Source organism: Pantoea sp. PGP6 (assembly GCF_053474785.1).
In genome coordinates, this window is record NZ_JBQBMA010000001.1 from 3,478,157 (window position 1) to 3,499,976 (window position 21,820).

The 21,820-nt window shown below is 54.2% G+C and carries 20 protein-coding genes, 2 tRNA genes, 3 rRNA genes and 1 pseudogene; 13 read left to right on the top strand and 13 right to left on the bottom strand.

Annotation, left to right across the window (positions count from 1 at the left end; genetic code table 11):
• Window positions 1–124 precede the first annotated feature (124 nt).
• Entirely contained in the window at window positions 125–805 is a 681-nt protein-coding gene (dnaQ, locus tag ACLIBF_RS17025; protein WP_353848065.1) for a DNA polymerase III subunit epsilon, read from the bottom strand.
• Here dnaQ and ACLIBF_RS17030 point away from each other — a divergent pair.
• Both ACLIBF_RS17030 and rnhA read left to right on the top strand, forming a co-directional pair.
• A pseudogene (locus tag ACLIBF_RS17030) lies at window positions 796–858 on the top strand (hypothetical protein); the annotation flags it as partial. The gene dnaQ and the pseudogene ACLIBF_RS17030 overlap by 10 nt on opposite strands.
• 49 nt (window positions 859–907) lie before the next feature.
• Entirely contained in the window at window positions 908–1,375 is a 468-nt protein-coding gene (gene rnhA, locus ACLIBF_RS17035) for a ribonuclease HI (RefSeq protein ID WP_279809592.1), read from the top strand.
• Here the strand turns inward: rnhA and ACLIBF_RS17040 are convergent.
• Window positions 1,357–2,094, bottom strand: a complete 738-nt coding sequence (locus ACLIBF_RS17040; protein WP_279809593.1) for a class I SAM-dependent methyltransferase — start codon at window positions 2,092–2,094, stop codon at window positions 1,357–1,359. The two genes, rnhA and ACLIBF_RS17040, sit on opposite strands and share 19 nt — an antisense overlap.
• A 42-nt stretch (window positions 2,095–2,136) precedes the next feature.
• On the opposite strand from ACLIBF_RS17040, the gene gloB reads away from it, so the two are divergent.
• Window positions 2,137–2,892: a hydroxyacylglutathione hydrolase gene (gene gloB, locus ACLIBF_RS17045; RefSeq protein ID WP_069728178.1), complete on the top strand. Its 756-nt coding sequence runs from the start codon at window positions 2,137–2,139 to the stop codon at window positions 2,890–2,892.
• Window positions 2,893–2,963: 71 nt separating this feature from the next.
• Window positions 2,964–4,340, top strand: a complete 1,377-nt coding sequence (gene mltD, locus ACLIBF_RS17050; protein ID WP_159223847.1) for a murein transglycosylase D — start codon at window positions 2,964–2,966, stop codon at window positions 4,338–4,340.
• 100 nt (window positions 4,341–4,440) lie between these two features.
• On the opposite strand, the gene ACLIBF_RS17055 is transcribed toward mltD, so the two are convergent.
• Window positions 4,441–5,232 (bottom strand): endonuclease/exonuclease/phosphatase family protein, encoded by a 792-nt coding sequence (locus tag ACLIBF_RS17055; protein WP_031377451.1) that lies wholly within the window; start codon window positions 5,230–5,232, stop codon window positions 4,441–4,443.
• A gap of 266 nt (window positions 5,233–5,498) precedes the next feature.
• Here ACLIBF_RS17055 and yafC point away from each other — a divergent pair, with 266 nt between their 5' ends.
• Window positions 5,499–6,428 (top strand): DNA-binding transcriptional regulator YafC, encoded by a 930-nt coding sequence (gene yafC, locus ACLIBF_RS17060; protein WP_069727887.1) that lies wholly within the window; start codon window positions 5,499–5,501, stop codon window positions 6,426–6,428.
• A 117-nt stretch (window positions 6,429–6,545) separates the two neighbouring features.
• Here yafC and ACLIBF_RS17065 read toward each other — a convergent pair.
• The 6 genes from ACLIBF_RS17065 to gmhB form a co-directional block, all read right to left on the bottom strand.
• Window positions 6,546–6,622: transfer RNA gene (locus ACLIBF_RS17065), tRNA-Asp, on the bottom strand.
• Between the two features lie 87 nt (window positions 6,623–6,709).
• Window positions 6,710–6,825, bottom strand: a 5S ribosomal RNA gene (gene rrf, locus ACLIBF_RS17070).
• Between the two features lie 199 nt (window positions 6,826–7,024).
• Window positions 7,025–9,930: ribosomal RNA gene (locus ACLIBF_RS17075) — 23S ribosomal RNA — on the bottom strand.
• A gap of 230 nt (window positions 9,931–10,160) precedes the next feature.
• A tRNA-Glu gene (locus ACLIBF_RS17080) sits at window positions 10,161–10,235 on the bottom strand.
• 88 nt (window positions 10,236–10,323) lie between these two features.
• Window positions 10,324–11,863 (bottom strand): 16S ribosomal RNA (locus ACLIBF_RS17085).
• Together the 16S, 23S and 5S rRNA genes with 2 tRNA genes alongside form the textbook arrangement of a ribosomal RNA operon.
• A gap of 406 nt (window positions 11,864–12,269) precedes the next feature.
• Window positions 12,270–12,830, bottom strand: coding sequence for a D-glycero-beta-D-manno-heptose 1,7-bisphosphate 7-phosphatase (gene gmhB, locus ACLIBF_RS17090; RefSeq protein WP_031375301.1), 561 nt, complete (start codon window positions 12,828–12,830; stop codon window positions 12,270–12,272).
• A 188-nt stretch (window positions 12,831–13,018) separates the two neighbouring features.
• On the opposite strand from gmhB, the gene metN reads away from it, so the two are divergent.
• The 6 genes from metN (at window position 13,019) to proS (ending at window position 18,580) form a co-directional block, all read left to right on the top strand.
• Entirely contained in the window at window positions 13,019–14,050 is a 1,032-nt protein-coding gene (metN, locus tag ACLIBF_RS17095; protein WP_031375300.1) for a methionine ABC transporter ATP-binding protein MetN, read from the top strand.
• Window positions 14,043–14,696, top strand: coding sequence for a methionine ABC transporter permease MetI (locus ACLIBF_RS17100; RefSeq protein WP_031375299.1), 654 nt, complete (start codon window positions 14,043–14,045; stop codon window positions 14,694–14,696). Before metN ends, ACLIBF_RS17100 begins: the two co-directional genes overlap by 8 nt.
• A 29-nt stretch (window positions 14,697–14,725) precedes the next feature.
• Window positions 14,726–15,541 (top strand): MetQ/NlpA family lipoprotein, encoded by an 816-nt coding sequence (locus ACLIBF_RS17105; RefSeq protein ID WP_448310168.1) that lies wholly within the window; start codon window positions 14,726–14,728, stop codon window positions 15,539–15,541.
• Window positions 15,542–15,669: 128 nt separating this feature from the next.
• Window positions 15,670–16,068: an Rcs stress response system protein RcsF gene (rcsF, locus tag ACLIBF_RS17110; protein ID WP_069728397.1), complete on the top strand. Its 399-nt coding sequence runs from the start codon at window positions 15,670–15,672 to the stop codon at window positions 16,066–16,068.
• On the top strand, window positions 16,065–16,772 hold the full coding sequence (tsaA, locus tag ACLIBF_RS17115; protein ID WP_279810046.1) for a tRNA (N6-threonylcarbamoyladenosine(37)-N6)-methyltransferase TrmO: 708 nt from the start codon (window positions 16,065–16,067) through the stop codon (window positions 16,770–16,772). Before rcsF ends, tsaA begins: the two co-directional genes overlap by 4 nt.
• 89 nt (window positions 16,773–16,861) lie before the next feature.
• Window positions 16,862–18,580 (top strand): proline--tRNA ligase, encoded by a 1,719-nt coding sequence (gene proS, locus ACLIBF_RS17120; protein ID WP_031375295.1) that lies wholly within the window; start codon window positions 16,862–16,864, stop codon window positions 18,578–18,580.
• 32 nt (window positions 18,581–18,612) lie between these two features.
• Here proS and arfB read toward each other — a convergent pair whose 3' ends face one another.
• Window positions 18,613–19,023: an alternative ribosome rescue aminoacyl-tRNA hydrolase ArfB gene (gene arfB, locus ACLIBF_RS17125; RefSeq protein WP_031375294.1), complete on the bottom strand. Its 411-nt coding sequence runs from the start codon at window positions 19,021–19,023 to the stop codon at window positions 18,613–18,615.
• Between the two features lie 217 nt (window positions 19,024–19,240).
• Between arfB and ACLIBF_RS17130 the strand changes: the two genes are divergently transcribed.
• Window positions 19,241–19,441 (top strand): YaeP family protein, encoded by a 201-nt coding sequence (locus ACLIBF_RS17130; protein WP_031375293.1) that lies wholly within the window; start codon window positions 19,241–19,243, stop codon window positions 19,439–19,441.
• Entirely contained in the window at window positions 19,428–19,688 is a 261-nt protein-coding gene (rof, locus tag ACLIBF_RS17135; RefSeq protein WP_069728398.1) for a Rho-binding antiterminator, read from the top strand. The genes ACLIBF_RS17130 and rof overlap by 14 nt, the downstream gene beginning before the upstream one ends.
• A 40-nt stretch (window positions 19,689–19,728) precedes the next feature.
• On the opposite strand, the gene ACLIBF_RS17140 is transcribed toward rof, so the two are convergent.
• From ACLIBF_RS17140 to ACLIBF_RS17150, 3 genes are read right to left on the bottom strand one after another with little or no spacing between them, the layout of a single operon-like run.
• Window positions 19,729–20,037, bottom strand: coding sequence for a c-type cytochrome (locus ACLIBF_RS17140; RefSeq protein ID WP_031375292.1), 309 nt, complete (start codon window positions 20,035–20,037; stop codon window positions 19,729–19,731).
• Window positions 20,038–20,055: 18 nt separating this feature from the next.
• Window positions 20,056–21,354 (bottom strand): tRNA lysidine(34) synthetase TilS, encoded by a 1,299-nt coding sequence (gene tilS, locus ACLIBF_RS17145; protein ID WP_279810047.1) that lies wholly within the window; start codon window positions 21,352–21,354, stop codon window positions 20,056–20,058.
• Between the two features lie 52 nt (window positions 21,355–21,406).
• Entirely contained in the window at window positions 21,407–21,796 is a 390-nt protein-coding gene (locus ACLIBF_RS17150) for a VOC family protein (RefSeq protein ID WP_031375291.1), read from the bottom strand.
• Window positions 21,797–21,820 lie beyond the last annotated feature (24 nt).

Consider the following 21,820-nt stretch of genomic DNA (forward strand, 5'->3'; position numbering starts at 1 on the left):
CCCCGTCGAGAACGAGGCGAATATTAATGGCAGGCTCCCACCACGTCAACGCTTTTTCCGGAGGAAAAAACCGTTTGCTGGTTTTTTCACCTTCGCGTTGATTTTTCCCGCAAAATCACTGACTTCAGCCGCGCCACAGGCAGCTGCCGCCCTTCTTCATCACCAGATCGAGACGCGATTCATGCGCGACGATCTCCTCATCGCTGGCGGTCACCACCCGTAAAGCGGATGCCGGACGCACAATGCGCTGAATGCTCTCCCCCTGCGCCTGACGGGCGCTTTCACTCTCCGATAAAAATGAGAGTGAGGTCTGACCGCCGGTCATGGTCAGAAATACGTCAGCGAGGATCTCGGCATCGAGCAGTGCGCCGTGCAGGGTTCGTTTGCTGTTGTCGATCTCATAGCGTGAGCAGAGCGCATCAAGGCTGTTGCGCTTGCCGGGGAACATCCGGCGCGCCAGTGCCAGACTGTCGGTAATCTTGCAGAAGGTTTCCGTTTTTTCGATACCGCGCTGCAGTTTGGCAAATTCGTAGTCCATAAAGCCGATATCAAACGGCGCGTTATGGATTACCAGCTCAGCGCCGCGAATATAGTCGAGAAACTCATCGGCAATCTCACTGAATGTGGGCTTGTCAGCGAGGAACTCGTCTGCAATGCCGTGCACGCCAAACGCTTCCGGATCCACCAGCCGATCGGGCTTCAGATACATATGAAAATTGTTACCGGTCAGGCGACGGTTAATCACTTCGACCGCACCAATCTCAATGATGCGGTGACCCTCATAATGTACCCCGATCATGTTCATGCCGGTGGTTTCAGTATCGAGTACGATCTGGCGGTTATTTGCAGTGCTCATAAGACCCGTTTTATGTCAGACTTAGCGTTTTTGAGAGGAAGTCTACCAGAGATGCGCAAACAGGTAGAAATATTCACCGATGGATCCTGTCTTGGAAATCCCGGCCCCGGCGGTTACGGTGCCATTTTACGTTACGGCCTGCATGAGAAAACCTTCAGCGCCGGCTATCACCTCACCACCAATAACCGGATGGAGCTGATGGCGGCGATTGTCTCGCTTGAAGCGCTGAAACAGCCGTGCGATGTGGTGCTCAGCACCGACAGTCAGTATGTCCGTCAGGGGATTACCAGCTGGATCCACAACTGGAAGAAACGCGGCTGGAAAACGGCCGATAAAAAACCGGTGAAGAATGTCGATCTCTGGCAGCGTCTCGATCTTGCGCTCAGCACCCACCAGATTCAGTGGGAATGGGTAAAAGGCCACGCCGGACATCCGGAAAATGAGCGCTGTGATGAACTGGCGCGCAGCGCTGCTGAGAATCCTGCCTTTGATGACATCGGTTATAAAACTGAACCCTGATCCTCTTTCTGCCGGAACTGGCGCGTGGCGTTGACCGTCTGACGAATCTTACTGGTGCTCAGGCTTTTCTTCGCCCGGGTCGGAATCAGCGGGAAGGTCCGCTTGCGCGCCACCACAATATTCAGACAGCCCAGCGCTGGCAGGTGGGCGCTGATCACTTTTCCACCCTGCCGATGCCACGGCAGCACCTGAAAGCGGGTACGAAAGACCACTTCATAATTGAGCAGCCCCAGCCAGTCGAGTAATCGCATCTGGCTGAACATCCTGCCGCTCCACGGTGCCTTACGCGGTAAACCCGGCACGATTTTACTGACGCCGAGCAGGCTGAAAGGATTAAAGCCACTGATGATCATCCAGCCATCGTCAATTAAGACCCGATCGACTTCGCGTAATACCCGATGCGGGTCCTGGCTCCACGCCAGGGTATGCGCCAGTAAACAGGCATCAATCGATTTCGATTCAAACGGCAGCTGCATCGGATTTGCCAGTACCTGTAACAGCTCGCCTTCACTGCCGACATTGACCTGATGTGAAATAGCACAGTTTTCAGTGTTGATTTCTGCGCTCAGGTTGCCAAGCTTAAGCATATGAAAGCCATAAAGCTTTCCAAGGTAAGGCTGCAGCTGCTGCGTCAGCGCGTCACGAAAATAGTCTCCCCATGGCATATCGCGCCATGAGAGCGGCGCATTCAGAATCTGGCGTGTTTTAGCGGGCTTCATGCTTTACCATCTTCCTTTTCCTACGGCCTGCGAGAGGTGATGATGAATCTTACCAGTATTCCTGCGTTGCAGGATAACTACATCTGGACACTGACAGATGATGAAGGGAAATGCCTGATTGTCGATCCGGGTGAAGCGCAACCGGTATTAGAAAAAGTGGCAGCCAACGGCTGGCAACCGGTCGCTATCCTGCTAACCCATCACCATAACGATCACACCGGTGGGGTAAAAGCACTGTGCGAGCAGTTCCCGCAGCTTGAGGTTTTCGGTCCACAGGAAACCGCCAGTAAAGGGGCGAAGACCCTGGTACATGAAGGTGATCGGGTCGAGGTGATGGGTTTGACCTTCGAGGTGATCGCGACACCCGGACACACTTTAGGACATATCTCATATTACAGTTCGCCTTATCTTTTTTGTGGCGATACACTTTTTTCAGGCGGTTGCGGACGCCTTTTTGAGGGGACTGCGGAACAAATGTATGATTCCTTTCAAAAGCTTAATCAGCTACCCGGCGAAACACTGGTCTGTTGCGCGCATGAGTATACTTTATCCAATTTGAAGTTTGCTGCGGCTATTCTGCCTCATGACCCGCAAATAACGGCCGAATATCAGAAAATTAAGGACTTACGTGCCGAAAATGGCATTAGTTTGCCAACAAAACTGGCGCACGAACGGACAATAAATTTATTTCTCCGTACCCAAGATGCTGATTTGCAAAGGGCTTTAAGTGTTAATTCAGCTACAGGACCGGTATGGCAAACATTTGCCGTTCTACGCGAGAAGAAAGACGCTTTTTGATTTTTCGGGTTGTGTTGTGAAAACGCGTCACGTATAGTTGCTCGTCTTTTAAGCGAACTATTGACACACACATGAAGGCTAAAGCGATATTACTCGCCTCGGTCTTGCTGGTGGGATGTCAGGCATCAAGGAATGACGCCAATATCCCCGAACAGCATGCCCAGAGTCTGTCTTCAGCTGGTCAAGGTGAAAATGGAAAGTACGGAGACGAGTTTTTGTCGCCGCGTTGGCAGGAAGATGGAACTGGCCTCGCAGCAGACGCAGATCTCTGGAGTTTCATTAGTGACGAGTTGAAGATGGGGATTCCGGAAAACCCGCGAATCCGCGAACAAAAAAGTAAATTTTTAAAAAATAAGAGCTATCTCCACGATGTAACATTACGGGCAGAGCCGTACATGTACTGGATAGTCGAGCAGATACAGAAACGTAAAATGCCGATGGAACTGGTACTGCTACCCATAGTGGAGAGCGCTTTTGACCCCCGCGCAACCTCATCTGCCAATGCCGCTGGTATCTGGCAGATTGTTGCGGCAACGGGTCGTAACTATGGTTTGAAACAGAACCAATATTACGATGGGCGACGTGATGTCGTTGCATCCACCAAAGTTGCGCTGGATATGATGCAGCGTCTCAACACCATGTTCGACGGTGACTGGTTACTGACCATTGCCGCCTATAACAGTGGTGAAGGACGGGTGCTCAAAGCGATTAAGCAGAATAAGGCGCGCGGTAAGCCGACTGACTTCTGGCACTTATCGCTGCCACGCGAAACCACGGTGTATGTGCCGAAAATGTTAGCCCTGAGTGAACTGCTCAAAAATAACAAGCGTTACGGTATCAAACTGCCGACGCCTAACGAAAGCCGTGCTCTGGCACGAGTGGAAGTGGGTCAGCAGATAAAACTGACGCAGGCCGCAGAAATGGCGGGTATGTCGCTCACTAAGTTGAAGAGCTTCAATACCGGCTACAAAGGCGGTGCAACAGCGCCAAACGGACCGCACTACATTATGGTGCCGAAGTCCAACGTCGCTAAGTTGCGTAACTCACTGGCTTCCGGTGATATCGCAGCGGTGCAACCGACCCAGCTCGCGAAAGCCAGCGCCAGTGGCGGTTACAAAGTGCGACGGGGTGATACCCTGTCAGGGATTGCCTCTAAACTTGGCGTTAGCGTGAGTACACTGAAGCAGGAAAACAACCTGCGTGGTGCGGATATCAGACCGGGTCAGACATTGACTATCGGTTCGAACGGCACCCGACTGGCTGATAACGGCAACAGCATCACCTATCGTGTTCGTAAGGGTGATTCTCTTGCCAGTATTGCACGGCATCACGGCGTCAATATTAAAGACGTGATGCGCTGGAACAGTGTACTGGACAATGCGAAAGATATTCAGCCCGGCGATAATTTAACGCTGTTCGTGAATAATAACGCGAATCCTGATACCTGATACGTTGAAAAGGCTGACAATTGTCAGCCTTTTTCTTTGATCTCTCCCGCCTTCGCCCTGCCCTTTTACCGCCCGCCGGTTTAACGTCCACCCATACCCATTAACCTCCTGGATTAAACTCTACCAGTAACGGATTATGGTCAGACGCGCGTGTGACCAGTACCGAGGCTTCACTGACAGCCAGATCGCGATAAAAGACGAAGTCCAGCGGGCGGCCAAACGCTTTGCGGCGATGATCGGCGGTAAACATCACCTCCTCCAGTTTCATCCGCTGTGCAAAGCGATAGAGCGCATTAATACGCTGGCGGCTCCAGGCATTAAAATCCCCCGCCATGATCACTGGTCCGCGATGGTGCATGATCTGTTCGCCAATCGGTCCCAGCTGCTTGCTGTAAACGTCTATGCCTAAACTGAAGTTCACCGCATGGATGTTGACTACCATCAGCATCTCGCCGGTCGGTAACGGGTAGGCGGTAACCAGAGCCGATTTTGCCAGCCTGAGAAGCGGCTCACGCTCGCGCAACGGACAACAGTAGACTGGGTGAGCCGAAGCCAGCGTCATCACGCCTGAGGGATGCTGAGGCAGCACAAAGGCAGGCACCTGATCGGCGGCCAGATAATTACTGGTGGCAAACTCAACCAGCTCCGGTGTGGTCTGCGCCTCCTGCAACAGCACCAGGTGCGCATCTTTACCGAAACCTTCCAGCACTGACATCCAGTCGGCACGTTGCTGCTTAAAAATATTCCATACCAGAACTTTCAGGTTAGGATGAGCGGGCAATGGCACGCCGGGCGGCAGTCCCTGACCGAGATGTAGCATCGCGCCCGGCGGAAAAATCTGTTCCGCTGGTTGTCCCGCAACATATCGCATTGCATAAGTTTTTTTGCGCACTTTCCCGCCTGACTGATGGTTCAAAAACAGATAACACTGATCTGTTATAGGGATTTTAGTCCGGGGTTTCAATGGATGCAGATCAATGTCGGAATCCAGCCCACTTTTCAGCGCTAAATCTGCTGCTTTATCTGCTCTGCTGAAACAGGCATCGCATAGATCAGCCAGAGGCTGATCTCCCCTATAATGATGATAAAAATTGCCCCTGGCACAGTATATCAGCCGGGTACCGCATTCCGGGTAAGGTCACAATACGGAGAGGAGTAATGAAGGCGTCTTCCGACGAGCTCAAAGTGTTTGTCAGTGTAGTAGAAAGTGGAAGCTTCAGTCGCGCTGCTGAACAGATGCGGATGGCGAACTCTGCCGTCAGCCGGACGATTAAAAAGCTGGAGGGCAAGCTGGGCGTCGCGCTGCTGACCCGCACCACCCGTCAGCTGGCGCTAACCCAGGAGGGCGAGCGCTATTTCCGCCACGTACAACGCTTCCTGCAGGAGATGACGACCGCTGAAAGCGAGTTGATCGAAAGCCTGCAGGCCCCGAAGGGGTTGCTACGGGTTGATGCCGCCACGCCGGTGATCCTGCATTTACTGATGCCGATGATCAAACCGTTCCGGGATCGTTATCCTGAAATCACGCTCTCTTTGATCTCGTCGGAGAGTTTTATCAATCTTATTGAGCGTAAAGTCGACGTAGCGATACGTGCAGGCAACCTGACAGACTCGACGTTGCGCGCACGGCTATTGTTTAACAGTTTCCGCAAGCTGGTTGCGTCGCCAGCCTATCTGGCAGAGTACGGGACGCCGAAAACGGTGGCGGATCTGGCGCAGCATCAGTGTCTCGGCTTCGTCGATCCGTCACGTCTTAACCGCTGGCCGGTCGCCCAGGAGAATGGTGAGCTTTATGACATTACCTGGGAAATTTCGTCTAATAGCGGCGAAACCATCAAACAACTGAGCCTGACCGGTAACGGTATTGCCTGCTTGTCTGACTATATGATCGATCGTGAAATTGCCGAGGGGAAACTGGTAGAGGTGCTGGCGGAACAGCGTTTGCCGGTTGAGATGCCCTTTAACGCAGTCTATTACAGTGATATTGGCCTGAGCCAGCGGGTACGTGCCTTTATCGATTTTCTCAGTGAATGGACTGCCGATCAACCCTGGCAGATCGAGGATCGTTCGACGACAGAGTTACCTTAACAGATCCCGCTCTGTGCGCGCTGGCGGTTTACCGCCGCGCTGCTGTGGCAACACGCCGGCTTTTATTCGATGCAATAGAAAAAGCCCTGACCGTTAAGTCAGGGCTTACTCATTAAGTGGCGGAACGGACGGGGCTCGAACCCGCGACCCCCTGCGTGACAGGCAGGTATTCTAACCAACTGAACTACCGCTCCACCGATTCTTTCACAGCTATCAGCAACCGGCTGATACCCGTCTGTTCCTGTTATTTTCCTTGTCAGGGGAAAAGGAACGAATTTGATGCCTGGCAGTTCCCTACTCTCGCATGGGGAGACCCCACACTACCATCGGCGCTACGGCGTTTCACTTCTGAGTTCGGCATGGGGTCAGGTGGGACCACCGCGCTACAGCCGCCAGGCAAATTCTTGGTGCACGAAACGAACCTTTTCCGCCGTGACCGCGTTGCCATCGCTCAGCCGCACCGGTCACATACTTCTGTATGCTCCCGCTGACGTCCTCGCTCTGCGCCTTGTCACGCCGCAAAATCTTTCGTTTCCGCTAATTTTTATCCGGTACAGGCTGAAAATTGTGTCTCTCAAAAACGCCTCTGGCGTTGTAAGGTTAAGCCTCACGGGTCATTAGTACCGGTTAGCTCAACGCATCGCTGCGCTTACACATCCGGCCTATCAACGTCGTCGTCTTCAACGTCCCTTCAGGACCCTTAAAGGGTCAGGGAGAACTCATCTCGGGGCAAGTTTCGTGCTTAGATGCTTTCAGCACTTATCTTTTCCGCACTTAGCTACCGGGCAATGCCATTGGCATGACAACCCGAACACCAGTGGTGCGTTCACTCCGGTCCTCTCGTACTAGGAGCAACCCCCCTCAATTCTCCAGCGCCCACGGCAGATAGGGACCGAACTGTCTCACGACGTTCTAAACCCAGCTCGCGTACCACTTTAAACGGCGAACAGCCGTACCCTTGGGACCTACTTCAGCCCCAGGATGTGATGAGCCGACATCGAGGTGCCAAACACCGCCGTCGATATGAACTCTTGGGCGGTATCAGCCTGTTATCCCCGGAGTACCTTTTATCCGTTGAGCGATGGCCCTTCCATTCAGAACCACCGGATCACTATGACCTGCTTTCGCACCTGCTCGAGCCGTCACTCTCGCAGTCAAGCCAGCTTATGCCATTGCACTAACCTCACGATGTCCGACCGTGATTAGCTGACCTTCGTGCTCCTCCGTTACGCTTTAGGAGGAGACCGCCCCAGTCAAACTACCCACCAGACACTGTCCGCACCCCGGATAACGGGGCCACGTTAGAACATCAAACATTAAAGGGTGGTATTTCAAGGTTGGCTCCACGCGGACTGGCGTCCGCGCTTCAAAGCCTCCCACCTATCCTACACATCAAGGCTCAATGTTCAGTGTCAAGCTGTAGTAAAGGTTCACGGGGTCTTTCCGTCTTGCCGCGGGTACACTGCATCTTCACAGCGAGTTCAATTTCACTGAGTCTCGGGTGGAGACAGCCTGGCCATCATTACGCCATTCGTGCAGGTCGGAACTTACCCGACAAGGAATTTCGCTACCTTAGGACCGTTATAGTTACGGCCGCCGTTTACCGGGGCTTCGATCAAGAGCTTCTCCTTACGGATAACCCCATCAATTAACCTTCCGGCACCGGGCAGGCGTCACACCGTATACGTCCACTTTCGTGTTTGCACAGTGCTGTGTTTTTAATAAACAGTTGCAGCCAGCTGGTATCTTCGACTGGCTTCGGCTCGGGGAGCAAGTCCCTCCACCTACGCGCCAGCGTGCCTTCTCCCGAAGTTACGGCACCATTTTGCCTAGTTCCTTCACCCGAGTTCTCTCAAGCGCCTTGGTATTCTCTACCTGACCACCTGTGTCGGTTTGGGGTACGATTTTGTGTTACCTGATGCTTAGAGGCTTTTCCTGGAAGCAGGGCATTTATCACTTCAGCACCGTAGTGCCTCGTCGTCACGCCTCAGTGTAAAGTGAACCGGATTTGCCTGGAACACACACCTACACGCTTAAACCGGGACAACCGTCGCCCGGCTGATATAGCCTTCTCCGTCCCCCCTTCGCAGTAACACCAAGTACAGGAATATTAACCTGTTTCCCATCGACTACGCCTTTCGGCCTCGCCTTAGGGGTCGACTCACCCTGCTCCGATTAACGTTGAACAGGAACCCTTGGTCTTCCGGCGAGCGGGCTTTTCACCCGCTTTATCGTTACTTATGTCAGCATTCGCACTTCTGATACCTCCAGCATGCCTCACAGCACACCTTCGACGGCTTACAGAACGCTCCCCTACCCAACAACACATAGTGTCGCTGCCGCAGCTTCGGTGCATGGTTTAGCCCCGTTACATCTTCCGCGCAGGCCGACTCGACCAGTGAGCTATTACGCTTTCTTTAAATGATGGCTGCTTCTAAGCCAACATCCTGGCTGTCTGTGCCTTCCCACATCGTTTCCCACTTAACCATGACTTTGGGACCTTAGCTGGCGGTCTGGGTTGTTTCCCTCTTCACGACGGACGTTAGCACCCGCCGTGTGTCTCCCGTGATAACATTCTTCGGTATTCGCAGTTTGCATCGGGTTGGTAAGCCGGGATGGCCCCCTAGCCGAAACAGTGCTCTACCCCCGAAGATGAGTTCACGAGGCGCTACCTAAATAGCTTTCGGGGAGAACCAGCTATCTCCCGGTTTGATTGGCCTTTCACCCCCAGCCACAGGTCATCCGCTAATTTTTCAACATTAGTCGGTTCGGTCCTCCAGTTAGTGTTACCCAACCTTCAACCTGCCCATGGCTAGATCACCGGGTTTCGGGTCTATACCCTGCAACTTAACGCCCAGTTAAGACTCGGTTTCCCTGCGGCTCCCCTATACGGTTAACCTTGCTACAGAATATAAGTCGCTGACCCATTATACAAAAGGTACGCAGTCACCCCCATAAAGAAGGCTCCCACTGCTTGTACGTACACGGTTTCAGGTTCTGTTTCACTCCCCTCGCCGGGGTTCTTTTCGCCTTTCCCTCACGGTACTGGTTCACTATCGGTCAGTCAGGAGTATTTAGCCTTGGAGGATGGTCCCCCCATATTCAGACAGGATACCACGTGTCCCGCCTTACTCATCGAGCTCACAGAATGTGTGTTTTTGTGTACGGGAGTATCACCCTGTACCCTGCGACTTTCCAGACGCTTCCACTAACACACAAGCTGATTCAGGCTCTGGGCTGCTCCCCGTTCGCTCGCCGCTACTGGGGGAATCTCGGTTGATTTCTTTTCCTCGGGGTACTTAGATGTTTCAGTTCCCCCGGTTCGCCTTGCAGCACTATGTATTCATGCTGCAATGATGCACTGAGTGCACCGGGTTTCCCCATTCGGACATCGACGGCTGTAGCGGTTCATATCACCTTACCGTCGCTTTACGCAGATTAGCACGTCCTTCATCGCCTCTGACTGCCAGGGCATCCACCGTGTACGCTTAGTCGCTTAACCTCACAACCCACAGGCGTTTTTCAGCGCTGCGTGTTGCAAGCATTTGAGAGACTCGAACATGTCGTGGCTTTCATTCTTATTACGGAGAATGAAAACGACATGTCGTTTCAATTTTCAGCTTGTTCCGGATTGTTAAAGAGCAAATATCTCAAACGCGGCTCGGCTGCTCACGCAACTGAATCGGTTTTGAGATACTTCGTGGAGACACCTTTCACCTGTCACCAAGCAAGTGGCGTCCCCTAGGGGATTCGAACCCCTGTTGCCGCCGTGAAAGGGCGGAGTCCTAACCGCTAGACGAAGGGGACACAAAGGTGTCACGACTTCGCAGCCGTCTTGCTCATTACTTTTTATCAGACAATCTGTGTGGACACTGCGCCGGAAGGTATCTTCAGGTAAGGAGGTGATCCAACCGCAGGTTCCCCTACGGTTACCTTGTTACGACTTCACCCCAGTCATGAATCACAAAGTGGTAAGCGCCCTCCCGAAGGTTAAGCTACCTACTTCTTTTGCAACCCACTCCCATGGTGTGACGGGCGGTGTGTACAAGGCCCGGGAACGTATTCACCGTGGCATTCTGATCCACGATTACTAGCGATTCCGACTTCACGGAGTCGAGTTGCAGACTCCGATCCGGACTACGACGCACTTTGTGAGGTCCGCTTGCTCTCGCGAGGTCGCTTCTCTTTGTATGCGCCATTGTAGCACGTGTGTAGCCCTACTCGTAAGGGCCATGATGACTTGACGTCATCCCCACCTTCCTCCGGTTTATCACCGGCAGTCTCCTTTGAGTTCCCGACCGAATCGCTGGCAACAAAGGATAAGGGTTGCGCTCGTTGCGGGACTTAACCCAACATTTCACAACACGAGCTGACGACAGCCATGCAGCACCTGTCTCAGCGTTCCCGAAGGCACCAAGGCATCTCTGCCAAGTTCGCTGGATGTCAAGAGTAGGTAAGGTTCTTCGCGTTGCATCGAATTAAACCACATGCTCCACCGCTTGTGCGGGCCCCCGTCAATTCATTTGAGTTTTAACCTTGCGGCCGTACTCCCCAGGCGGTCGACTTAACGCGTTAGCTCCGGAAGCCACTCCTCAAGGGAACAACCTCCAAGTCGACATCGTTTACGGCGTGGACTACCAGGGTATCTAATCCTGTTTGCTCCCCACGCTTTCGCACCTGAGCGTCAGTCTTCGTCCAGGGGGCCGCCTTCGCCACCGGTATTCCTCCAGATCTCTACGCATTTCACCGCTACACCTGGAATTCTACCCCCCTCTACGAGACTCAAGCCTGCCAGTTTCAAATGCAGTTCCCAGGTTAAGCCCGGGGATTTCACATCTGACTTAACAGACCGCCTGCGTGCGCTTTACGCCCAGTAATTCCGATTAACGCTTGCACCCTCCGTATTACCGCGGCTGCTGGCACGGAGTTAGCCGGTGCTTCTTCTGCGGGTAACGTCAATCGACGCGGTTATTAACCACATCGCCTTCCTCCCCGCTGAAAGTACTTTACAACCCGAAGGCCTTCTTCATACACGCGGCATGGCTGCATCAGGCTTGCGCCCATTGTGCAATATTCCCCACTGCTGCCTCCCGTAGGAGTCTGGACCGTGTCTCAGTTCCAGTGTGGCTGGTCATCCTCTCAGACCAGCTAGGGATCGTCGCCTAGGTGGGCCATTACCCCGCCTACTAGCTAATCCCATCTGGGTTCATCCGATAGTGAGAGGCCCGAAGGTCCCCCTCTTTGGTCTTGCGACGTTATGCGGTATTAGCCACCGTTTCCAGTGGTTATCCCCCTCTATCGGGCAGATCCCCAGACATTACTCACCCGTCCGCCACTCGTCACCCAAGAGCAAGCTCTCTGTGCTACCGTCCGACTTGCATGTGTTAGGCCTGCCGCCAGCGTTCAATCTGAGCCATGATCAAACTCTTCAATTTAAGTTTGATTTGCTTAAACAAGTTAAGCGGTGCTCATCTGTAAAACGTCATAATGAATTTCATTATGTGTTCACTCGTGAGACTTGATATTTTTTACGTCCGGAGACGCTGATATCAATCCTGCGAGTGCCCACACAGATTGTCTGATAAATTGTTAAAGAGCAGTGCGAGCAGCGGGTTAACCGTCTGTCGCGAGGTGGCGTATATTACGCTTTCCTCCCTCAGAGTCAACTTCTTTTTCAGAAGTTTTTCTCCGGCGGCGCAGTCTCCTGTGCCTGCTGACCCGTCTCTCCGTAAGCCGGTGTTCCGTGTCAGTGGAGGCGCATTATAGGGAACGCTTCAGATAGCGCAAGTGCAAATTCAAACTTTTTTGCTGTTCGTCTGAAATTTGCACAAAAGCGCCGTTTTAGCCCTGTTTGATGCGTGCCGGCAGCGCGGCAAGGCTATCAATTACCCAGTCTGCTGCGGCTTCGCCTTCGGCGGTGACCGGCTTGCCGCTGCGCACCAGTACTTTTTTACCGACACCCGCAGCCTGACCCGCCAGCATATCTTCCAGCTTGTCACCCACCATATAAGAAGCGGCCATATCAATATGCAGTTCCTGCTGGGCGGTTAACAGCATGCCCGGCTGCGGTTTGCGGCAATCACACTCCTGGCGGAACTCTTCGACCGCCGCCTCAGGATGATGCGGACAGAAATAGATGCCATCCAGATCCACATCGCGATCGGCTAATGACCAGTCCATCCACTCGGTCAGGCGCATAAAGGTATCTTCAGTAAACATGCCGCGCGCAATGCCAGACTGATTGGTCACCACCACCAGCGCAAAACCCATCTGCTTCAGTTGCTGCAGCGCCTCAATAGTGCCGTCAATGAACTGGAAATCATCAATTTCATGGACATAGCCATGGTCGACGTTAAGGGTGCCATCGCGATCAAGAAAAATGGCTGGGACTTTATTCGCCACGTAGAAACTCCTGCTGTAAAAATTGCCGATCAGTATCGCATGATTGCTATAAAAGGGAGAATGCCAGATTGAATCACTTCCATTGATTTAGACGTCTGGATGCCTTACCATCCATCCAGCTTTGACAGCATATCAGGCTTAACCGCCTGCCACACCACGGACAACGCAACACGATAATAAATAACGTAATGATTAAATTAGAAAATATCACCAAGGTGTTTCAGCAAGGCAACCGTACCATTCAGGCGTTATCTGACGTCAGTCTGCACGTGCCTGCCGGACAAATTTATGGCGTCATCGGGGCTTCCGGTGCCGGCAAAAGTACATTGATTCGTTGCGTTAACCTGCTTGAACGCCCTACTTCGGGCCGGGTACTGGTGGATGGCGCTGACCTGACCGCGCTTAACGAACGCCAGCTGACCCAGGCGCGTCGTCAGATCGGCATGATCTTTCAGCACTTTAACCTGATGAATTCCCGCACCGTCGCCGGCAACGTTTCGCTGCCGCTGGAGCTGGGTAACCTGTCACGCGAGCAGATTAAGGCGCGGGTCGCTGAACTGCTGGAGCTGGTCGGCCTGTCCGATAAGCATGATGCCTGGCCCGCAAACCTTTCCGGCGGCCAGAAGCAACGCGTCGCGATTGCCCGTGCCCTGGCCAGTAATCCTAAGGTGCTGCTGTGTGATGAAGCCACCAGCGCCCTCGATCCGGCCACGACCCGCTCGATTCTGGAGCTGCTGAAAGACATTAACCGCCGGCTCGGCCTGACCATTCTGCTGATCACCCATGAGATGGATGTGGTGAAACGCATCTGTGACCAGGTCGCCGTCATCAGTCAGGGTGAACTGATTGAGAAAGATAGCGTCAGTGAAGTCTTCTCACATCCGAAAACGCCGCTGGCGCAGCAGTTCATTCAGTCGACGCTGCATCTGGATATCCCGGATGACTATCAGCAGCGTCTATCAGCCGCCGCCAGCCACGATAGTGTGCCGCTGCTGCGTCTGGAGTTCACCGGCAAATCTGTCGATGCGCCGCTGTTGTCGGAAGCGGCACGCCGTTACAACGTCAATAACAACATTATCAGTGCCCAGATGGATTATGCCGGCGGTGTGAAGTTCGGCATTATGCTGGCCGAAATGCACGGCACAGAAAGCGATACCCGTCAGGCCATCGCCTGGCTGCAGGAGAATCACGTGAAAGTAGAGGTGTTAGGTTATGTCTGAGGCGATGATGTGGTTGCTGGGGCGCGGCGTATGGGAAACGCTGATGATGACCTTTGTCTCGGGCTTCTTTGGCTTTGTGCTGGGTCTGCCAGTCGGCGTGTTGCTGTATGTCACCCGTCCGGGACAGATTCTGCAGAATCAGGGGCTCTACCGCGTGCTCTCGGCGCTGGTGAATATCTTCCGTTCGATTCCTTTTATTATCCTGCTGGTCTGGATGATTCCCTTTACCCGCGTCATCGTCGGTACGTCGATTGGCTTACAGGCCGCGATTGTGCCGTTAACCGTCGGCGCCGCACCTTTTATTGCGCGTATGGTGGAAAATGCTCTGCTGGAACTGCCCACCGGACTGATTGAAGCGTCACGCGCGATGGGCGCCACGCCAATGCAGATTATCCGCAAGGTTCTGTTACCTGAAGCGATGCCTGGCCTGGTCAACGCGGCGACCATCACCCTGATTACGCTGGTCGGTTACTCCGCAATGGGCGGCGCAGTGGGAGCAGGCGGTCTGGGTCAGATCGGTTATCAGTACGGTTATATCGGCTACAACGCCACGGTGATGAATACGGTATTGGTGTTGTTAGTGGTTTTGGTGTATCTCATTCAATTCTGTGGTGACCGCATCGTACGTGCGGTGTCCCATAAGTAAGCCAGCAATATCACTATTAAGGAAAGGATATGTCTTTCAGATTTAAAAAAATTGCCGCTGTGGGTGCACTGATTGGCGCAATTGCGCTGGCAGGATGCGATCAAAAAGAGAAAGATCCCAACCATATTAAAGTGGGCGTAATTGTCGGTGCTGAGCAGCAGGTAGCTGAAGCAGCGCAGAAAGTCGCGAAAGAGAAATATGGCCTCGACGTTGAACTGGTGACGTTTAACGATTACGTGCTGCCTAACGAAGCGCTGAGCAAAGGCGACATCGACGCCAATGCTTTCCAGCACAAGCCGTATCTGGATCAGCAGATCAAAGATCGTGGCTACAAGCTGGTATCAGTCGGTAACTCCTTCGTCTACCCTATCGCGGGCTACTCGAAAAAGATTAAGTCACTGGATGAGTTGCAGGACGGAGCTCAGGTCGCGATTCCTAACGACCCGACCAACCTGGGCCGTACCCTGCTGCTGCTGCACAAAGTGGGTCTGATCAAGCTGAAAGATGGCGTGGGCCTGCTGCCGACCTCACTGGATATCACCGAGAACCCAAAACATCTGAAAATTGTTGAGCTGGAAGCGCCACAGCTGCCGCGCTCACTCGACGATCAGCAGATTGCGCTGGCGGTTATCAATACCACCTACGCCAGCCAGATCGGTCTGACGCCGGCTAAAGATGGCATCTTTGTCGAAGATAAAGATTCTCCTTACGTGAACCTGATTGTGGCACGTGAAGACAATAAAGATGCGGAAAACGTGAAGAAGTTCGTACAGGCTTACCAGTCTGACGAAGTCAACGAAGCCGCAAACAAAGTCTTCAACGGCGGCGCCGTTAAAGGCTGGTAATTCGGTTACTCCTCTCTTCCAGGGCGGCGCTATGCCGCCCTTTCTGTTATTGGGTGCCCTGCCCGACTTGTTATTTATTCTGGTCCTTGTTTCAATAACGCCACTTTTTGAAACTTGAGGATGTTGCCATGCGTTTTTTACCGCTCTGCTTGTTAGCATTGATGCTGACCGGGTGTGTTCACGAATATCACCCAATAAGCAGCGCACCTTCTCGTCCGCAGCAATCCAGCGAACCGACCCGTAAACCTACGCCACGTCCTGCGCCGGTTAAGCTCTATACCGATGCGGCCGATCTGGTCAGCAAACCGTTCCGCGATCTCGGCGAAGTCACTGCTGAAGATTGTCAGATCAGTAATCAGAACTCACCCGCTAACATCGCCACTGCACGTAAACGCCTGCAGATCCGCGCCTCTCAGATGAAAGCCAATGCGGTACTGCTGCATAAATGCGAAATCGTAACCGGTACGCCAGGCTGCTATCGCCAGGCAGTGTGCCAGGGTTCGGCGCTGAAAGTCAGTAATCAATGAGTGACTTCGCCTTTGCGCAAATTGGGGTAATCCGCTCGCCGTGGAAAGAGAAGTTTGCCGTACCACGCCAGCCTGGTCTGGTGCAGGATGGCGGCGGCGAGCTGCACCTGCTGGCACCTTATAACCAGTCGGAAGCAGTGCGCGGGCTGGAAGCTTTCAGCCATCTGTGGCTGCTGTTCGTGTTCCATCAGACCATGGCGGGTGGCTGGCGACCAACGGTACGTCCGCCCCGTCTCGGCGGCAATGCGCGCATCGGGGTTTTCGCGACCCGCTCAACCTTTCGACCTAATCCGATTGGTATGTCACTGGTTGAGCTTAAGGGCATCCATATCGATAAACAGCAGGTCATCCTGCAACTCGGCAGTCTGGATCTGGTCGACGGGACGCCGGTAGTTGATATCAAACCTTACCTGCCGTTTGCAGAAGCCTTACCGCACGCCGAGGCAGGTTTTGCTCAGGCAGCGCCAGCCGCTGATATGCCGGTCCGCTTCTCGGATCAGGCGCAACAGCAATTGCAGCAGCTGCAGCCGCGCTACCCGCATTTAGCGCGCTTTATCAGCGAAGTCCTGGCGCAGGATCCCCGTCCGGCTTACCGTAAAGGCGAAGTGGAGCAGCGGGAATATGCCGCCTGGCTGATCGATTTTAATGTGCGCTGGCGGATCGACGCGGCCGGAACGGAAGTGATCGCCATCGACCCGCGTTAAAACCCGCTTTTGAGCCGGTGATCTCACTGGTACACTAGCCGCCAGCAAAATTCTGTCTGTGACTTTCCGATCAACTGGAATCGTAATCAATGCGTACTACTCAATATCTGCTCTCTACTCAGAAAGAGACGCCTTCCGACGCTGAAGTGATCAGCCATCAGCTGATGCTGCGCGCCGGTATGATCCGCAAACTGGCTTCTGGCTTGTATACCTGGTTACCGACCGGGGTGCGCGTGCTGAAAAAAGTCGAAAACATCGTGCGTGAAGAGATGAACAACGCCGGCGCGATTGAGATTTCAATGCCGGTCGTGCAGCCTGCCGATTTATGGCAAGAGAGCGGTCGCTGGGAAGAGTATGGCCCGGAACTGTTACGTATTGCGGATCGCCATGATCGTCCGTTCGTGCTTGGCCCGACGCATGAAGAAGTGGTCACTGACCTGATCCGTAACGAGCTGAGCTCCTATAAGCAGCTGCCGCTAAATCTGTATCAGATTCAGACCAAATTCCGTGATGAAGTACGCCCGCGTTTTGGCGTGATGCGTTCACGTGAATTCATTATGAAAGATGCTTACTCGTTCCACGTTTCTCAGGAGTCGTTGCAGGAAACATACGAGGCAATGTACCGGGCTTACAGCCAGAGCTTCACTCGCATGGGGCTGGATTTCCGCGCGGTGCAGGCGGATACCGGCTCGATCGGCGGCAGCGCGTCACATGAGTTCCAGGTGCTGGCGCAGAGCGGTGAAGATGATGTGATCTTCTCTACTGAATCGGATTATGCGGCAAATATCGAGCTGGCCGAAGCGGTTGCCCCGGCCGGGGAACGCGCTCAGCCGACGCAGGAAATGCGCATCGTTGATACACCAGATGCCAAAACTATCGCCGAACTGGTAGAGCAATTCCAGCTGCCGATTGAGCAGACGGTGAAGACGCTGATCGTAAAAGGTGCCGAAGAGAGCGGCCATGCGCTGGTTGCCCTGCTGGTGCGCGGCGATCATCAGTTGAATGAGATCAAAGCGGAAAAAGCGGACATCGTGGCTGCGCCGCTGGTGTTCGCTACCGAAGAAGAGATCCGTGCTGCCGTAGGTGCCGGTCCAGGTTCTATCGGTCCGGTCGGCCTGAAGATGCCGATTATCGCCGATCGTACCGTGGCGAAGATGAGTGATTTCAGCGCTGGCGCAAACGTCGACGGTAAACACTACTTTGGCATCAACTGGGAGCGCGATCTGCCGCTGGCCAGCGTAGCGGATATCCGTAACGTGGTTGAAGGCGATCTCAGCCCGGATGGCAAAGGCACCTTGCAGATTAAACGCGGTATCGAAGTGGGACACATCTTCCAACTCGGCACCAAATACTCTGATGCGATGAAAGCCTCGGTTCAGGGTGAAGATGGCCGCAACCAGGTGATGAGCATGGGCTGCTACGGCATCGGCATCACGCGCGTGGTCGCGGCGGCAATTGAACAGAATCATGACGAACGCGGCATTATCTGGCCTGCGGCGCTGGCACCGTTCGAAGTGGCGATTCTGCCAATGAATATGCAGAAATCGTTCCGGGTGAAAGAGCTGGCGGAAGAGCTGTACGCGACGCTGCGTGCCAAAGGCGTGGATGTCATTCTGGATGACCGTAAAGAGCGTCCGGGCGTGATGTTTGCTGACATGGAACTGATTGGCGTGCCGCACACCATCGTGATTGGCGATCGCAATCTCGACAATCAGGAGATTGAATATAAAGCGCGCCGTGCCGGTGAGAAGCAGATGATCAAGCAGGATGAGATCGTCGACTTCCTGCTGAAAGCATTGAATAAGTAATCGTTTCAGACGCCCCGCTTGCGGGGCGTTTTTTATTGCACCTTACCGCGCATCGACTTAGTGGTACTGCGCCGGGCTTTCCCCTCCAGCCGTCGTTCTTTAGAGGCGCGGGTCGGCCGCGTGGCACGACGAGCCTTTTCTACCGTACTCAGTTCCCGAATCAGATTAACCAGACGCTGCAGCGCCGCTTCGCGGTTCATCTCCTGACTGCGGTGCTCCTGCGACTTAATCACCACAATCCCTTCGCGCGTAATCAGATGGTGACTGGCGGCCAGCAGTCGCTGTTTATAAAAGGGTGGCAACGAGGACGCGGCAATATCGAACCGCAAATGTATCGCCGTGCTGGCTTTATTGACATGTTGTCCCCCGTTGCCCTGCGCCCGAATCGCGGTCAGCTCAATTTCACTCTCCGGGATTTCAACACTGCGTGACAGCATAATCATCTGCCACCTTCCCGTACGATTAGGGTGTTTACTGCCGATAACCTGTTCATCAACTTAACCTTTTGTGCTTTGACTCTTTCCGCGTCAGACAGCGGAATCTGTCACTTTAGCAGTGTTTTGCGTGCTGTTCCTGCTTTAAGCGGGCTGATTTCCTGCAAATGGCTGTGATATAGTCGCCAGTTAACCAGAGTATTGACGCTCTGCTGAGGAGGGCCACGTGCAAAATTATTGTGAGTTAGTTCGCCGAAAATATGCCGAAATCGGCAGCGGGGATTTAGGTTACATACCCGATGCGATTGGCTGCGCATTGAAGGCGCTTAATGATATTGCCGCAAATACTGCGCTAAACTCTTCTGTCAGGGAACAGGCGGCCTACGCCGCTGCTAACTTATTGGTGAGCGACTATGTTGATAAATGAAGCGTACCAACCCATCAATTGCGATGATTACGACAACCTGGAACTCGCCTGCCAAAATAACTGGATGCTGTCGCTGGAAATGAAAAATGGCGAGCAGCTCAAAGCGAAGGCCAGCGAGATTTTTTCACGTAAAAATGTGGAATATCTGGCCATCGATCTTGACGGTGAAACCCGCGAGTTACGCCTCGACCATATCGCCAGCTTCACGCATCCGGAGCTGGGAACGGTAGTTGTCAGCGCAGAATAATCCACGCTTTCCGGGCGGGACTTCCCCGCCCTTTCCTCTTTCAGGGCTGTAACGAACCGTAGTACGCCGCTAAATCCGCCATATCTGCATCACTTAATCCCGCGACAAACGCTTTCATCACCTCGGCCTGCCCCCCGCTGCGTTCACCTTTTTTGTACGCCTGCAGGGCATGCTCAAGATAGGCCGCCTGTTGCCCGGCCAGGTTAGGATAGAGCGGCACCGAGGCCTTTCCTTCTGCACCGTGACAGGCCATACAGCTGGCTGCTTTCTGCGCCCCGCTCTGCGCATCACCCGCCGCCCAGGCCGGTAGCGCGGCGGCCAGTAAACACGCCGCGATCCACGTTTTCATCATTGCTCTCCTGCGTTTTTATTTTGAATGCCAGACAGCCTGCCAGCCATGCTGGTCGATGGCCGCGCCCTCACGGGTAATGAAGAGATCCGGCGCGCAGACCAGCGTCTGGTTGTAAAAAATTAACGGAATCCGTTCGCGTTGCCACGGCGGAATGTGCAACGCCTGCCACACCTTCTTCATTTCCCGTCCGCCGCTGCGCCCCACCAGATGAATCTGGCCGTGGGCGTGAAACCGCACGCTGATCTGCTCATCCTGTCGGGGAAGACGTAACGGGCGCTGAGACTGGCTGGCCTGCAACGTGCCCAGATCGTCAGGCAACCGCAGCGGCTGGTGAAGATCGGGCCACGCCAGCTGGATATCGCGTAACGCGCTAAGCCGCGGCAGCAAGTAGAGTTGCTGGCGATAGCGTCGCAGTTCAGCCTGACCAAACTGCAACCGCGGCTGGGCATCTTCGCGACTCGCCATCACCTCATTACGGATGCGGTTCAGGCCATCTCGTGACGGCATCACCCCGCCCTGACCCGCGATCCAGCGGCGCAGCAGCGCATTGGCGCGCGCCTCACTCATCGTCAGTAAGGGCGGAAAGTGCAAGCTGCCGTCAGGCTGGATCAGCGCACTGAGCTGTTCAGCCAGCAGCTCATCCAGCAACTGCTCCTGCTCGCTGCAGAGTGCCGCGCTACGGGCCGTCGCCTCGGCAAAATGGGGCCAGCGCTGACTGAGTTCAGGCAGCAGACGCTGGCGCAGAAAGTTGCGGTCGTAGCGCAAATCCTGATTGCTCTCATCCTCAACCCACACCAGCTGATGCGTCCGGGCATACTGCTCCAGCGACTGGCGGGAATGATTGAGCAACGGCCGTAACAGACGATGCGCGCCCAGCGAGCGGGATTGCGGCATCGCGGCTAAGCCGGCCGGGCCGCTGCCACGCTTCAGCGCCAGTAACAAGGTTTCACATTGATCGTCGAGATGCTGAGCCGTCAGTAAAATTTCGCCCGGCTGCAGCGCCGTGCTCAGCGCCTGATAGCGAGCGGTGCGGGCGGCTGCTTCAATGCCGCTGTCACGCCCATCGACCCTGACCCGCAACACCTCACACGGTAACTGCCATTGCTGGCAGAGCGCCATGCAGTGCGCTGCCCAGCGATCGGCGTTCGGACTCAGTCCGTGATGCACGTGCAGTGCCCGCAGGCGGGATTGAGGAGAGTGCTGTTGCCATCGCCATGCCTGATGCAGCAGTACGGTTGAATCGAGTCCGCCGCTGAATGCCACCACCAGCGCGGCATCCGGTTGCAGCAGTGAATTAAAAGCAGACAAAGACATGGCGCAATCCAGACAATCGGGCCACCGGATGTGGCCCACTGAGCGCGCTATTTTACGCCTGATAAAGCTCCAGCGGCAAACCATCTGGATCGGCAAAGAAAGTACACTGTTTGCCGGTCAGTTCATCAATGCGGATTGGCTCGCACACGACGCCTTTCTGCGCCAGCGTTGCGACAGCTGCCTCAACATCCGGCACGGTGAACGCCAGATGACGCAGACCGCAGGCTTCAGGATGGCTGACCCGTGCCGGTGGCTGAGGAAAAGAGAACAGTTCAATCGTGTACTGACCCTGAAGCGCCAGGTCCCCTTTCCATGAGTCGCGAGCTTCGCGGTAATATTCGCCCAGCAGGCTGAAGCCGAGCACGTCACAGTAGAACGCTTTGCTGCGCTGATAATCTGACGCGATGATCGCAATGTGGTGGATAGCCGTTAACTGCAGCATTTCAATTCCTTAAGTTCAGACGAG

Coding starts and splice junctions, on each gene's coding strand:
- ACLIBF_RS17040 (WP_279809593.1), bottom strand. CDS start 2,094: ATGAAGCCCGCTAAAACACGCCAGATTCTGAATGCGCCGCTCTCATGG.
- ACLIBF_RS17100 (WP_031375299.1), top strand. CDS start 14,043: ATGTCTGAGGCGATGATGTGGTTGCTGGGGCGCGGCGTATGGGAAACG.
- yafC (WP_069727887.1), top strand. CDS start 5,499: ATGAAGGCGTCTTCCGACGAGCTCAAAGTGTTTGTCAGTGTAGTAGAA.
- ACLIBF_RS17140 (WP_031375292.1), bottom strand. CDS start 20,037: ATGAAAACGTGGATCGCGGCGTGTTTACTGGCCGCCGCGCTACCGGCC.
- tilS (WP_279810047.1), bottom strand. CDS start 21,354: ATGTCTTTGTCTGCTTTTAATTCACTGCTGCAACCGGATGCCGCGCTG.
- arfB (WP_031375294.1), bottom strand. CDS start 19,023: ATGATTATGCTGTCACGCAGTGTTGAAATCCCGGAGAGTGAAATTGAG.
- ACLIBF_RS17105 (WP_448310168.1), top strand. CDS start 14,726: ATGTCTTTCAGATTTAAAAAAATTGCCGCTGTGGGTGCACTGATTGGC.
- proS (WP_031375295.1), top strand. CDS start 16,862: ATGCGTACTACTCAATATCTGCTCTCTACTCAGAAAGAGACGCCTTCC.
- rnhA (WP_279809592.1), top strand. CDS start 908: ATGCGCAAACAGGTAGAAATATTCACCGATGGATCCTGTCTTGGAAAT.
- tsaA (WP_279810046.1), top strand. CDS start 16,065: ATGAGTGACTTCGCCTTTGCGCAAATTGGGGTAATCCGCTCGCCGTGG.
- dnaQ (WP_353848065.1), bottom strand. CDS start 805: ATGAACATGATCGGGGTACATTATGAGGGTCACCGCATCATTGAGATT.
- rof (WP_069728398.1), top strand. CDS start 19,428: ATGTTGATAAATGAAGCGTACCAACCCATCAATTGCGATGATTACGAC.
- gloB (WP_069728178.1), top strand. CDS start 2,137: ATGAATCTTACCAGTATTCCTGCGTTGCAGGATAACTACATCTGGACA.
- metN (WP_031375300.1), top strand. CDS start 13,019: ATGATTAAATTAGAAAATATCACCAAGGTGTTTCAGCAAGGCAACCGT.
- mltD (WP_159223847.1), top strand. CDS start 2,964: ATGAAGGCTAAAGCGATATTACTCGCCTCGGTCTTGCTGGTGGGATGT.
- ACLIBF_RS17150 (WP_031375291.1), bottom strand. CDS start 21,796: ATGCTGCAGTTAACGGCTATCCACCACATTGCGATCATCGCGTCAGAT.
- rcsF (WP_069728397.1), top strand. CDS start 15,670: ATGCGTTTTTTACCGCTCTGCTTGTTAGCATTGATGCTGACCGGGTGT.